10 protein-coding genes are annotated in these 12,664 nt (G+C 74.7%); 4 read left to right on the plus strand and 6 right to left on the minus strand.

From position 1 onward, the window contains the following. Window positions 1-83: 83 nt before the first annotated feature. The 3 genes from ACFWPQ_RS41445 to ACFWPQ_RS41455 all read right to left on the minus strand — a co-directional run bounded on the left by ACFWPQ_RS41445 (window position 84) and on the right by ACFWPQ_RS41455 (window position 3,448). Window positions 84-2,048 carry an AAA family ATPase gene (locus ACFWPQ_RS41445; protein WP_384047112.1) on the minus strand — a complete coding sequence of 655 codons (1,965 nt, stop codon included), beginning with the start codon at window positions 2,046-2,048 and terminating at the stop codon, window positions 84-86. Next, window positions 2,045-2,704, minus strand: coding sequence for a DUF4255 domain-containing protein (locus tag ACFWPQ_RS41450; protein WP_384047115.1), 660 nt, complete (start codon window positions 2,702-2,704; stop codon window positions 2,045-2,047). Before ACFWPQ_RS41450 ends, ACFWPQ_RS41445 begins: the two co-directional genes overlap by 4 nt. Window positions 2,705-2,839: 135 nt before the next feature. Further along, window positions 2,840-3,448, minus strand: a complete 609-nt coding sequence (locus ACFWPQ_RS41455; RefSeq protein ID WP_361285741.1) for a response regulator transcription factor — start codon at window positions 3,446-3,448, stop codon at window positions 2,840-2,842. Window positions 3,449-3,931: 483 nt separating this feature from the next. On the opposite strand from ACFWPQ_RS41455, the gene ACFWPQ_RS41460 reads away from it, so the two are divergent. Next, window positions 3,932-6,664, plus strand: a complete 2,733-nt coding sequence (locus ACFWPQ_RS41460) for a LuxR C-terminal-related transcriptional regulator (protein ID WP_384047118.1) — start codon at window positions 3,932-3,934, stop codon at window positions 6,662-6,664. A 259-nt stretch (window positions 6,665-6,923) separates the two neighbouring features. After that, on the plus strand, window positions 6,924-8,492 hold the full coding sequence (locus ACFWPQ_RS41465; protein ID WP_384047121.1) for an XRE family transcriptional regulator: 1,569 nt from the start codon (window positions 6,924-6,926) through the stop codon (window positions 8,490-8,492). A 59-nt stretch (window positions 8,493-8,551) separates the two neighbouring features. On the opposite strand, the gene ACFWPQ_RS41470 is transcribed toward ACFWPQ_RS41465, so the two are convergent. Continuing rightward, complete coding sequence (locus tag ACFWPQ_RS41470) at window positions 8,552-9,787, minus strand: amidohydrolase (protein ID WP_384047124.1); 1,236 nt, start codon at window positions 9,785-9,787, stop codon at window positions 8,552-8,554. Between the two features lie 285 nt (window positions 9,788-10,072). On the opposite strand from ACFWPQ_RS41470, the gene ACFWPQ_RS41475 reads away from it, so the two are divergent. Then, complete coding sequence (locus ACFWPQ_RS41475) at window positions 10,073-10,297, plus strand: antitoxin (protein ID WP_384047127.1); 225 nt, start codon at window positions 10,073-10,075, stop codon at window positions 10,295-10,297. Window positions 10,298-10,309: 12 nt separating this feature from the next. On the opposite strand, the gene ACFWPQ_RS41480 is transcribed toward ACFWPQ_RS41475, so the two are convergent. After that, entirely contained in the window at window positions 10,310-11,248 is a 939-nt protein-coding gene (locus ACFWPQ_RS41480; protein ID WP_384047130.1) for an MIP/aquaporin family protein, read from the minus strand. A 106-nt stretch (window positions 11,249-11,354) separates the two neighbouring features. Continuing rightward, window positions 11,355-12,020: an SDR family NAD(P)-dependent oxidoreductase gene (locus ACFWPQ_RS41485; RefSeq protein WP_384047133.1), complete on the minus strand. Its 666-nt coding sequence runs from the start codon at window positions 12,018-12,020 to the stop codon at window positions 11,355-11,357. Window positions 12,021-12,145: 125 nt separating this feature from the next. Between ACFWPQ_RS41485 and ACFWPQ_RS41490 the strand changes: the two genes are divergently transcribed. Then, entirely contained in the window at window positions 12,146-12,499 is a 354-nt protein-coding gene (locus ACFWPQ_RS41490) for a VOC family protein (protein ID WP_384047136.1), read from the plus strand. Window positions 12,500-12,664 lie beyond the last annotated feature (165 nt).

Consider the following 12,664-nt stretch of genomic DNA (forward strand, 5'->3'; position numbering starts at 1 on the left):
GCCCCGTCAGGGGCGCGGGGAACTGCGCGACCAGCCACGACGGCGCGGCAGACGAAGAACGACGCACACCCCCCTTCCGGCGCTCACCCCCACGTGCCCGGCACCAGGCGCCCCGCCTTCCGGTACTCGCGGCGGGCGCCCTCCAGGAGGTCGGCCGCGGTGAGCGGCCGGTCACCGGCTGCGGCGAGGTAGGCGGCGGTCACCACCGCGCTGCGGATCGCGCCGCCGGCCAGCTCGAAGTCCCGGGCCAGCGGGCGCAGTTCGATGCCCGCCTCGCTGGGCACGTGCACCAGGCCGTGCCGCCACAGCGCCAGCCGCTGCTCCTCGTCCGGGAACGGGAAGTCGACCACCAGGTCGAGGCGGCGGGTGAAGGCCTCGTCGATGTTGGCGCGCAGGTTGGTGGTGAGCAGCGCGATGCCGTCGAAGGCCTCCAGGCGCTGGAGGAGGTAGGCCGACTCCAGGTTGGCGTACCGGTCGTGGGCGTCCTTGACCTCGGAGCGCTTGCCGAAGACCGCGTCGGCCTCGTCGAAGAGGAGCACGGCGTCGGTGCGGTCGGCCTCGGTGAAGATGCGTTCGAGGTTCTTCTCGGTCTCGCCGACGTACTTGTCGACGACGGAGGAGAGCTGGACGACGTAGAGGTCGAGGCCGAGTTCGGCGGCGACCACCTCCGCCGACAGGGTCTTGCCGGTGCCCGACTCGCCCGCGAAGAGGCCGAGCACCCCGCGGCCCCGGCCGCCGCCCGCGCTCAGCCGCCAGTCGCCGAGGACCCGGTCGCGGTGGCGGGCGCGCAGTGCCAGTTCCCGCAGTTCCGTGAGCGGCCGTTCGGGCAGCACCAGGTCCCGCCAGTCGACGGCGGGCCGGATCCGGCGGGCGTGCTGTTCGAGGCCGGAGGCGGACTGCTGGCGGGCGCCCAGCCGCAGGTGGGCGGCGGTGAGCGGGGTGCCGTCGAAGTCGGCGAGGGCCTGCGCGGCGCGGGCCGCCCGGGTGAGGCGGTCGCCGCCGAGGTGGTACGGGGCGACGGTGGCCGCGAGGTCGAAGCCGGGCTCGTCCGGCAGCGCGGCCGCCCAGGCCTCCGGGGCGGCGGCGCGCCGGGAGGGCACCTCCAGGACGAGCGGGTCGCGGTGGTCGCACCACTGGGGGTCGTAGGCGCGGGCGGTCGTGAGCAGCACGGTGACGTCCGCGGCACCGGTGCTCAACTCCCGTAGCAGAGGGCCCGGTTGATCGCTCTCGACCAGGACCGCCCGGCCGGTCAGGCGGGCCTCCCGGAGCAGCTCCGGGATCCGCTCCGCGGGCCCGGTGAAGTGCAGCGCCGCCCGCCCCGCGAGCCGCAGCGCGGCTGCAGCACAGCCGAGGCCCTCGCCCTCCCGCCGCTCCCGCAGGAGGGCGAGGAGCGGCCCGGCGGCGATCCGCGCGGCCAGCCGGCCCACGAACTCCGCGTCGGCGGGTTCGCTGTCGTACGACGGCTCCCGCAGGTGTCCGGTCAGCGCCGGGTCCGGGGTGTCGTCGCCGAGGAGGTGGGCCAGGACCCGGTCCGGGACCCGCAACGAGCGGCTGAGGAAAGGCCGTTCGGGCTCCTCGACGGTGAGCAGGCCGAGCGCGGTGAGCGGCGCGGCGGGGTGGAAGCGGGCGCGGGCCGCCGCGAGGTGTGCGGGGGCGCCGTACAGGTCGAGGGCGAGGCCGACGGTGGCGCGGCGGCGGCCGACGTCGTCGTTGAGGTAGCCGTACAGCGGCTCGAAGCCGCGGTCGAGGTCGGGGGCGAGGGCGATGAGGAGGAGGGCGGTGTCGAGCGGGGTGAGGCGCAGGCGGAACGCGAGGTCGGCGAGCGGGTCGGTGAAGTCGTCGGCGAGGGCGGGGAGTTCGGCCGGTTCCGGCGCGGGGTGCAGGAGGTGCCGTACCGCCTCCTCGGAGAGGTAGAGGCCGCGCAGCGGGTCGTCGGCCGTCGGGTCGTCGGCGGAGCGGTGGGCGACGAGGGCGGCGACCCGGTCGTGCAGCGCGGCCAGCCGGGTGAGGAGCGGGGCGGCCGGCTCGACGGAGACGTCCAGGGTCACGCCCGGCCCCTCCGGGCGGCCGTGGCCTCGGCGACCTGGCCGGGCCGGTGGGCCCGCTCCTCAAGGACCGGCGCGGTGTCGTCCAGGCCGTCGCGCACCCGCACGGCGGCGCCCTCGGTGACCGGCGGACCGGCGTCGTACTCGGGGTACGCGGGGAACGGCGCAGTGATCACCACGTCCAGGGACGGCTTGAGCTCGCCGCCGAGCGCCGACCAGATCTCGGCGAGGGAACGCGCCTCGGTCTGGATCCCGGCACACGACAGGGGCACCGTCAGGCCCAACGCGCCCAGCGAGCCCGGCAGTTCTTCCGGGTGGATCAGCTCCCGCGGGATCAGGGTCGCGAGCACGGCGCTGATCAGCCGGTGTTCGTCCTCGGGCCGCTTGGTCCACGCCGTCACCAGGTACGACAGCCGGAACCAGCGCGGCGGCTGGCGGCGCTTGACCACGACGTCCCGCTGGTCGCGGATGTCGACGTGCCCGCGCTGGCGCCGGTGCACGTCCTCCCGGATGTCGTACAGGTAGCTGTTGATCACGGGACCGTTGCGGCGGGCCGACCAGTCGCGGGTCGGGGCGTCGAAGGAGACCTCGATGCCGGAGCCCTCCAGCGCACCGCCGGTCAGCAGGTTCCGCAGCACCTGGTCCACCTCGTGGATCACGCCGTACTCACCACCCCATGGCCCCGCACGGACCCTTCGGCACTCACACCCATCCTGCCCTCCACCCCGGCCGCCCCCGCAGGAACGCCGGGGCAGACCGCCCTGCCCCGGAACCGGTGTCCGCTGCCCGATCGGTCAGATGTAGCCTTCCCGGAGGGCATGGGCGACGGCGTGGGCCCGGTTGCGCAGATGCAGTCGGGTCGTCAGCCCGTGCATGACGTTCTTGACGGTGCGCTCGGAGTAGGACAGCTTGCTGGCGATCTCACCGGTGTCGAGCCCCTCGGCGACCAGCCGGAGTACGTCCACCTCGCGGGCGGACAGCCCGGAGACCGGGGCGCCCGGGCGGCCGGCGGCGCTGCGGTGCAGGGTGCCGACCTGGTTGATGAGCCGGCCGAGCAGGTCGGCGGGCAGGTCCCCGTCGCCCCGGGCGGCCGCCAACACGGCTTGCACGATGCGGAGTTCGGTGGCCTCGTGGCGCCATACGATGGCCCCGACCCCGCACTCGATCACATCGAGCAGCTCGGTCTCGCGCAGCGCCCCGACCACGAGTACGGCCCGCGCCCCCTCACTGCGCACCACCCGGCGCAGCCGGGTCAGTTCGGGTTCGTCGAGGCTGTCGCTGATGAGCAGCGCCACCGTGCCGGGCCCGGTCTCGGACTCCTCGCGCACCTCGACCTCCGGGTGGCGCCGCAACTGGCTGAGCGCGCCTTCGCGGGAGATCGGGTCCGGTGCGTACACCGCCACGGGCGTGCGGCCACCCGACGCGAATGAGCTGTTGCTGACCAACCGCTTCCCCTATGTCCACGTGCCCGTCGCCTCCGAGGGAACAGTGACGGGCGGTAGTACTCCAGCCTGCTGTGGCCAAAGGGGCAAGGACAATCGTGGAGCACCACGACAGGGACCACGAGATGTCAGGGGGTCGGGTGGGGGTGCCTGGGGTCGTAGGCGCGTGCGGGTGCGTTGTGGCTGGTCGCGCAGTTCCCCGCGCCCCTTTTCGGGTGGGACCAGTGGACCCACCTGTTTGGGGGCGCGGGGAACTGCGCGAACAACCCCCACCGGCCCGCACCGCACCCACGACCCCAGGCACCCCCACCCAGATCCACAGCCCCGTATCAAATGTGCGGCCCCTGCAACAAACCCCCCGACCGCCCCCGCCACCCCACAACCTCTCCCACCCGCACCACCTCTAACCCCCCGAACCGACCAGCGCACCGCGAGGAGCCAGGCATGACCCGTCAGTCCCCTGAACTCGCCGCCGCCATCGACCTGTTGGCCGAGGAAGCCGCGCGCACGCGGTCCGGCGGCGGCCGGCTCGTGCTGCTCCGGGGCGCCACCGGAACCGGCCGCACCACCGTCCTGGAGGCCGCCGCCGAGCAGGCGGCCGCCCTCGGTCTGAAGGTCCTCCGGGCCCGCTGCTCGCCCGGCGACACCGCCATCTCCTTCGCGACCGTCCTGCAACTCCTCGGCCCGGTGCCGGAGTTCGCCGACCTCGCGGTGGACGGCGACGAGCGGGCCACCGCCGCCGGGCTCTGGCGGGTGCTGCGCGCCTACGCCGAGGCCTCGCCCCTTCTCGTCGCCGTGGACGACGTCCACCTCGCCGACGCCCCCTCGCACCGCTGGCTCGTGGAGTCCGCCCGGCACATAGACCGCTTACCGATCCTCCTCGTCGTCAGCGAACGCAGCCAGTACGACCTCGATCCGCCGGCCCCCGGCTTCACCCACACCCTCCCGCCGGCCCTGGTCCGCACCCACACCCTCGCCCCGCTCGCCCCCGCCGCGGCCACCGCCCGGGTGCGGGACAGGTTCCCCGACGCGTCCCGGCTCTGGATCGACGCCTGTGTGCACGCGGCGGCCGGCAGCCCCCTCCTGCTGGGCGCCCTCCTCGACGACCTCGGCGACAGCCGCCACCCGGACGTGCCCGAGACGACGGCCGCCCTCTACCCGGGCGCGTACCCGGCCGCCGTCCAGTGGTGGCTGGACAGCGCGGGACCGGCCACCACCGAGGTCGCCCGCGCCCTCGCCGTCCTGGAGGAGGACCCCGGCACCTGCCTGCCGGAGAACGAGATCACCCCGCTCCTCGCCGAACTCGCCGACGCCGACCCCACCCGGGTGGCCGGCTGGCTGACCGCCATGACCAACCTCGGCCTGCTCACCCTGGGCGCCGACGGCCGCCCGCACTTCCCGCACCCCCTGCTGCGCGACGCGATCCTCGCCGGCGTCCCCGCCGCCCGCCGCCGCACCGCCCACCGGGCGATCGCCGAGGCGATGCTGCACCAGGACGCCCCCGCCGAGGCCGTGGCCCGCCAACTGCTCGCGACCGGCCCGGTGGACGCCCCCTGGGCGCTGCCCCTGCTGCAGGACGCGGCCGCCGTCGCCCTCTACGAGGACCGCGCCGAGGACGCCGTCGGCTATCTGCGCCGCGCCCTGGAGGAGCCCCTCTCCGACGACCGCAGGCAGCGGCTGCTGACCGAGCTGGGCTCGCTGGAGTTCGCGGCGCCGCGCTCCTCCGCCGCGATACCCCGGCTCGCCGAGGCGGTCCGGATGCCCGCCGCCCCGCAGGACCGGGTGCGCGCGGCCGTCGCCCTCGGCACCGCGCTGACCGGCCGGGGCCGCACCCGCAAGGCCGTCGAGCTGCTGCGCTCCGTGGACGTCGAACTGGACGGCCACCCCGACCTGGTCCGCACCCTGCACACCGCCTCCGTGCTCCTGTCCGACCAGGACCAGGAGGTACGCCAGGAGGTCTACCGGCGGCTGTCCGAGACCGCCGACCGCTCCCCCGAACTGGTCGGCACGGCCGGCCAGGCCCTGCTGGTGCGGCACGCGGCCTCCGCGGGCCTGACCTCGGCGGGGGACGCGATGGGGCAGCTGCGCACCCTGCTCGCCGAGCCCGCCGACCCGCTCACCGAGCCGTTCCTCGTCGGTACGGCGGCCACCGTCGCCCAATGGGCCGACGAACTCGACGAGGCGAGCCGGCTGGTGGACCGCGGCCTGGCCGGACAGCGCCCCGACCTGCTGCACCCCATGCACCAGGCCCTGCTCAACAGCCGCACCGACATCGCGGCGGCCCGCGCCGACTACGCCCGCCTGACCGCCGTGCCCGACGCGGTCACGCCCACCAACGCCCACGCGCACACGCTGATCGCCCTCGTGGAGACCGGCCGGGTCGCCCAGGCCGCGGGTCTCGTCGCCGGGATCGACCTGCGGGAGGCGCCGGACTCCTGGGAGCTGAACCGGTTCCTGTACGCGCGGGGCGTGGTGCGGGCCGCCGCCGGTGACGCGGCCGCCGCGCTGCACGACTTCCTGGAGTGCGGCCGCCGCCAGACGGCCCGTGAGGTGATCAGCCCGGTGGTGACGCCCTGGCGGACGGCCGCCGCCGAGTGCCGGCTGGCCCTGGACCAGCCCCTCGACGCCATCGCGCTGGCCGAGGAGGAGCTGCGGCTGGCCCGGGTCTGGGGCACCCCGCGCACGGTCGGCCGGGCGCTGCGCGTCCTCGGCACCGCGACCGGCGGCCGCCGCGGCCTGGAACTCACCGAGGAGGCCGTACAGCTGCTGCGGGACGGCGGCCCGGCCGGTACCGAGCCGGCGCTGGCCCTGATCGCACTCGGCCGCCAGCTGACCGCAGCCGGTGAGGCGGCCCACGCCCGTGACTGCCTGCGGGAGGCCGAGGAGCACGCCGAACGGCTCGGCGCGGTACGGCTGCTGGAGCTGACCGAGGGGATCCTGCGGAAAGGCGGCGCCCGCTCCCCCAGACGCCGTACAGGCGCCGCCTCCCTCACCGGCAGCGAGCGTCGGATCGCCGAACTCGCCGCCGAGGGCCGCACCAACGTGGAGATCGCGGCCCTGCTCCATCTGGCCCGCCGCACCGTGGAGACCCATCTCACGCACACCTACCGCAAGTTGGGCATCCGCCGCCGCACGGACCTGCGGCCGGCCCTGGACCAGGCCGCCCCCCGCCCGTAACGGGGAAGGCCGGCCGCGCGGCGGCGAGAGGCCCGCGCGGCGGAACCCCGACCCCGACCATCCGCGCCCCCCGTCCTCCTCGCCGGCCCTCCCCGTCCCCCCTCTTGGTACCGCCGTACGGCCCGCCGCCCGGGGCGCGTTGCACACCCGGTGGGCGCGTGCAACGGACCTGCCGCGCCCCCGGCACCTCCGGTATGCGCCCCGGAAAGGTTTGCCGCGCTTGCCACGATGTCGGACGGCTGCTGCCAAACTGTCCGTCATGAGCGCGCACTTAACCACGGGCGGCGCTCCGGGCCGGCGGCCCCGGGTGGCCTGGCTGCTGCGCGTCAACCGCCTGCTCGGCACGGACCCCGCCTTCCGCTCCCTCCCGGCCTTCGCCGCGGCCTTCCGCGGCGGCTGCTACGACCGCGACGTCAGCGTCTCCACCCTGTCCCGCTGGGAGACCGCCCGGACGGCGGCGCCCTGGGCGGCCGTCCGCCGCTACGAGGAGCTGCTCGGCCTGCCCCGCAACCTGCTCACCGCGACCGCCCGCACGGTCTGGCGCTACCTGGCCCCGGCCCCGGTCCTGGACACCGCCCCGGTCGCCGCGGGCGAGGACCTGCTGGAGGACCTGCTCGAACAGGCCCTGTCCGGCGCGGTGATGACCGGCGAGGACTGGGACCGGCTCGCCGACGGGCTGTGCGCCCGCCCGGACGTGGTGCTGATGCCGTCCGGCACCTGGTACGGCCTCGCCGAACGCCTCGTCGAGGAGATGGTGATCGCCGACGACCTGCCCTGGATGCTCCGCTTCGAGACCCTCAACCGCCTCCTCAACCACCCGCGCGGCGGCCGTACCGTCGTCCTCGCCTGCGCCGAGCTCGCCGCGGGCCGCTCCCGGGCGACGGCCACCGAGATCGTGTGCGCCCTGGACAACTGCGGGCATCCCGACGCCACCGGCCGCGTCCTCGCCGAACTCACCGCCCCGAGCGGCCCGTTGGCCCACCGGGGCGCGGTGATGGCCTGCTTCCGCAAGGTCGGCTACCGGCACTTCGACCGCGGCCAGCTGCGCACCCTGGTCCGCGCCCTGCGCGACTCCTCCGGCGTGGGCCCGGTCGCCGACCAGGTCGACCCGCTGCGCCGCTGGCTGGCCCGCACCCACCCCGAGCACGCCCGCGACCTGCTGGGCGGCCGCGGCACGGCAGCGCCGCCGCCCCCGGCGGACACCGCGGCCGGACTGCTCACCCCGGCCGTCCGCCGGGTCACCGCCCCGGTGCGGGCCATCGAACCGGACCTGGTCCCGGACACCACCGTGGCGCACGCCCTGGTCGCCGAGGCCCTCACCTCACCGGTCTTCGACGTCCGGCTGTACGCGGCGTTCCTGCTCGCGGCCACGCCCTACCGGGAGCCGCTGGCCGACGCGGTCGCCGCCGAGCTGGCCCGGCCGTCGAGCGTCCGCCACGAGGAGCTGGCGGTGCCCCTGCTGGAGGCGCTGCGGATCCTCGGCGACCGCAGGCACCGGGCCCTGCTCAAGACGCTCGCGGTACGGCCGGGCGTGCCGCGCCGCACGGCGTACGTGGCGGTGCGCGCGCTCGGCCATGTGGCGGCCGACGACGCGGACTCCGGTTTCCTGCGCGGCGCCGTCGCCCACCACCACACCGCCTGGCGGCGCACCCGGGACCCGGTGAGCGCGGCCACCGTGGAGAGCCTGGTCTACGCCCTGGGCATGGCGGCCCGGGACGACCTGCTGGCGGAGATCCGGTCCGACCCGGGCTTCCTGCCCACCGCGCGCACGGCGGCCGCGGGCTGGCTGGCGATACCGGGGCACCGGCGGGCGAGCGCGCTGCGCTGAGCCGGTGCGCCCGTGCGCGTCAGGGGGCGCCCGTGCGGGTCAGGGCGCGCCCGCGTGGGTCAGGGGGCGAGCCAGTGGCCCGCCGCCGCGAGCAGCGCCCGTACACCCGTCTCGAGCGTCGGGTCGAGGGTGGGGGCGAAGTGCGGGGAGTGGTTGGAGGGGATCTGCGGGGGGATGCCGTCGCGGACCAGGGCCTCCAGGTCGACGCCCTCGTAGAGCTTGTGGTCGGCGCCGCCGACGAACCAGTAGACCGACGGCACCCCAAGGGCCGTGCCGAAGGCCCCGAAGTCCTCGCTGTTGGGCACCGGTGAGGTCAACTCGAAGGTGAAACCAGGGAATTCGGCGGACAGCGCGCCCTGGACGGCCTCGGTGGCCGCGGGGTCGTTGTGGGTGACCGGGAAGGAGTCGATGGGCTCGAACTCCGGTTCCTTCGGCGCGGCGGAGGCGGCGGCCTCGGCCCGTACGATCCGCTCGACGGCCGCCAGCACCCGCTCCCGGACGGCCTCCGTGGCGGACCGTATGTTGATCTTCAGCTCGACGGTGTCCGGGATGATGTTCTCCTTGGTCCCGCCGTGGATCGAACCGACCGTGACGACGGCCTGCTGGCCCGCGGCCACCTCCCGGGAGACGACCGTCTGCAGCCGCATCACCACGGCCGCGGCCAGCACCACCGGGTCGACGGTGGCCTCCGGCGTGGACCCGTGCCCGCCCCGCCCGAACAGCGTGACCCGCATGCTGTCCGCGCCCGCCATCAGCGCCCCCGCCCGGGTCCCGACCAGCCCGGCCGGCGCGGCCGCGACATGCTGGCCCAGGCACACGTCGGGGCGCGGGAACCGCTCGGCGAACCCGTCCGCGAGCATCTTCGGCGCCCCGCCGACCTCCTCGGCCGGCTGGAACACGGCGACCACCGTCCCCCGCCAGCCGTCCCGCACCGCGGCGAGCCGCCCGGTGGCCCCCAGCAGCCAGGTGACGTGCATGTCGTGGCCGCAGGCGTGCATCACCCCGTCGGTCCGCGACGCGTACGGCAGCCCGGTCTCCTCCTGGACCGGCAGCGCGTCCATGTCGGCCCGCAGCAGCACGACGGGACCGTCCCCGTTGGCCAGCACCCCGACCACGCCGGTGCCGCCGACCCCCTCGGTGACCTCCCAGCCCTGCGCGCGCAGCCGCCCCGCGACGACGGCCGCGGTCCGCTCCTCCTGGAAGGACAGCTCCGGATGCGTGTGCAGATCCTCGTACAGCGCCCGCAGCTCGGGGAGCTCCTCGCTCAGGCCGGTCAGGAGGGGGCTGGTGCTCATGGGGTCGTCTCCCGGGGTGTGTTCGTCACGTGGCTGCCGAGTCAAGGATCAGGATCGACCTCGTGACCGGACTTCGCACCTGAACACCGGAAAACGACGTGAAGGCAGGGCCCTGTTCGTCCGCGGCGCCGTCGTGGCTGGTCGCGCAGTTCCTCCCCCAGCCCTCGGCCGGGGGTACCCCCAGCGCCCCTGATGGGGCGCTGCAGTCGGCGCTCCTTTCGCGCCCCGGCGAATGCCTCGGACGCCGTCTTGTCGCCGTCGGCCTCCGCTCGGGACGATTCCCGCATGTTTGATGGAATCGGCGGGATCGACGGGCTCAAGAACCTGGCGGACAAGGCGAAGGACGTCGCCGAGGAACACGGTGACGCGATCGGGACCGGGCTGGAGAAGGCGGGCGACCTGGTCGACGAGCGGACCGACGGCAAGTACACCGAGCAGATCGACACCGGAGTCTCCCAGGCGCAGCAGCTGGTGCGGCGCCTGGGCGAGCAGGGCACCGAGAAGGCGTGACGGCCCCTACGGCTACGGTTCGTCCGTGGTCGGACGGGTCCGGCCCGGCTCCGGCAACTCGCCCAGCTGGAGCCGGGCGTGCAGGACGTCGCCGATGAACAGGTCGTAGACCAGCACCCCGATCACCGCGCCGATCAGCGGACCGACGATCGGGATCCAGAAGTAGTTGCTGAACCACGCCCCGTCCCCCGGGAAGGCGTAGCTCTTCCACCCGGCGAACCAGGTGAGCAGCCGTGGCCCGAAGTCGCGGGCGGGGTTGATGGCGTAGCCGGCGTTCGCGCCGTAGGACATGCCGATCGCGGCGACGGCGAGGCCGATGACGAACGGCCCGAGGTTGGATCCCACGGCCGTGTTGCGCAGGTCGACGACCGCGACGACGAACATGACGAGGAAGGCCGTACCGACGATCTGGTCGATCAGCGGCCCCCAGTTCCCGCCGTGGAAGTACGGCGCCGGGAAGGTGGCGAAGATGGAGAAGGTCGCCTCGGTGTGCCCGCCCACCTTCGGCGGTTTCGACGCGGCGTCGAACGCGTTGATCGCGTCGTGGTAGACGAGGTAGACCAGCGCCGCCCCGGCGAGGGCGCCGAGCACCTGCGCCAGCCAGAAGGGCAGCACCTTCACCCACGGGAACTTGCGGCGCACGGCGAACGCCAGGGTCACCGCCGGGTTCAGATGGGCGCCGCTGACGCCGCCGGCCACGTAGATGCCGAAGGTCACGGCGAGGCCCCAGCCCCAGGTGATCAGGAGCCAGTCACCGGCGGCCAGGAAGATGGTCGTCGGTGTCTCCGCGCGCCCGGACCCGGGCAGCGCCGCGACGGCCATCGCCACGACACCGCAACCGAACGAGATGAGGACGAAGGTCCCGAGAAACTCTGCCAGGCACTCACCGAGCAGACCTCCACGGCGTCTGAGCCGGGAGGGCTTGAGGAGAGGAGGTATTTCCACAGCCATCGCTGGCCTCCTTCAGCCATCGCTGGCTCCCTGCGGGGAGCAATCAGGCGAACACCATTTTGTCCCACAAGTGATGTTCGCGCAGATCGACCCTTCTGCACCCCGGTCAGCTCTCCAGGTCGTCGGCGTAGTGCCGGAACCCGTGCCGGTCGCGGTGCATCGCCCACAGCGTGTCGGCGAGCACGGCGGGGTCCTTGCGGGCGTGCCCGGCGACGATGGCCCCGGGGATGACCAGCTGCGCCACGTGGATCCCCTCCTCGGCGAGCCGGTCGTGCAGCAAGTGCCCGTACGCGCTCTCGGCGGCGAAGGCGATGGAGGTCCCGGCCCGGTCGGGGTGCGGGATGACGGCCGTGCCGCCGTTGACGAAGAGGATCGTCCCGCGGCCCAGTTCCCGCATCCCCGGCAGCACCTGCTGCACGGCGGCGACGGGCCCGTACACCGAGAACTCGACCGGCCCGAGCAGGTCCGCGTGGGTGGTCTCCAGGACGGGCAGCATGAAGTCCCGCTGCGGTACCGGGCTGTACTGCAGGATCTCGACGGTCCCGAGCTCCTCGGCGGCCCGGGCCAGCGCGTCCGCGAGGGCGAGCGGATCCCTGACGTCGGCCGCGAACCCGCGGGCCCGGACGCCCTCCGCGGCGAGCGCCGCGGCCAGGGCCCCGAGCCGCTCCCCGTCCCGCGCCAGCAGCGCCACCCCGTACCCCTCCCGCCCGAACCGCCGGGCGACAGCGGCCCCGAGCCCCGGCCCGGCCCCCACGATGGCGATAGTGCTCACGGCGTTCTCCCGAAGGCTGAGGTGGCGATGCGGTCGTGCACCTAGGTCCGTACCGCGCCGCCCCCGACTTCACACGTGCGCACCGGCCCCGAGCCGCCCGGCCCCGGTCCTGGCAGGATGGCGGCATGGAACGTGTGCAAGGCATCGGCGGGTACTTCCTGCGCTCCGCCGACCCGGCGGCCCAGAAGGCGTGGTACCGCGACTGCCTCGGCCTGGACATCGACGACCACGGCCTGTGGCAGCAGGCGGCCGGGCCGACGGTCTTCGCGGCCTTCGAGTCCGGGACCGACTACTTCGGCTCCCCCGCCCAGCAGACCATGCTCAACTTCCGGGTCCGCGACCTGGACGCGATGCTCGCGCAACTGCGCGCCAAGGACGCCGACGTCGCCGACGAGACCCAGGACATGGACGGCGTCGGCCGCTTCGGCTGGGTCACCGACCCCGAGGGCAACCGCATCGAACTGTGGCAGCCGGCCTGACCGCCTGACCGCAGGGTCCGGATGCGGGGGAGGGGGGGGGGGGGGGGCGGCGCCCCCCCCCCCCCCCCCCGGGGGGGGGGGCCCCCCCCCGGCCCGGGTTGACCAGGGGGGGGCTCGGTGGGGGGTTGAGTATATAAAAAAAAAAACACAAACAACACCCAAAAA

Origin of the sequence: Streptomyces sp. NPDC058464, from assembly GCF_042721035.1 — a bacterium.
In the GTDB taxonomy this organism is placed as follows: domain Bacteria; phylum Actinomycetota; class Actinomycetes; order Streptomycetales; family Streptomycetaceae; genus Streptomyces.

What these genes read in the sequence shown, in the direction of transcription:
- ACFWPQ_RS41480 (WP_384047130.1), bottom strand. Translation starts at nt 11,248, where the DNA reads ATGGCTGTGGAAATACCTCCTCTCCTCAAGCCCTCCCGGCTCAGACGC.
- ACFWPQ_RS41470 (WP_384047124.1), bottom strand. Translation starts at nt 9,787, where the DNA reads ATGAGCACCAGCCCCCTCCTGACCGGCCTGAGCGAGGAGCTCCCCGAG.
- ACFWPQ_RS41460 (WP_384047118.1), top strand. Translation starts at nt 3,932, where the DNA reads ATGACCCGTCAGTCCCCTGAACTCGCCGCCGCCATCGACCTGTTGGCC.
- ACFWPQ_RS41475 (WP_384047127.1), top strand. Translation starts at nt 10,073, where the DNA reads ATGTTTGATGGAATCGGCGGGATCGACGGGCTCAAGAACCTGGCGGAC.
- ACFWPQ_RS41490 (WP_384047136.1), top strand. Translation starts at nt 12,146, where the DNA reads ATGGAACGTGTGCAAGGCATCGGCGGGTACTTCCTGCGCTCCGCCGAC.
- ACFWPQ_RS41465 (WP_384047121.1), top strand. Translation starts at nt 6,924, where the DNA reads ATGAGCGCGCACTTAACCACGGGCGGCGCTCCGGGCCGGCGGCCCCGG.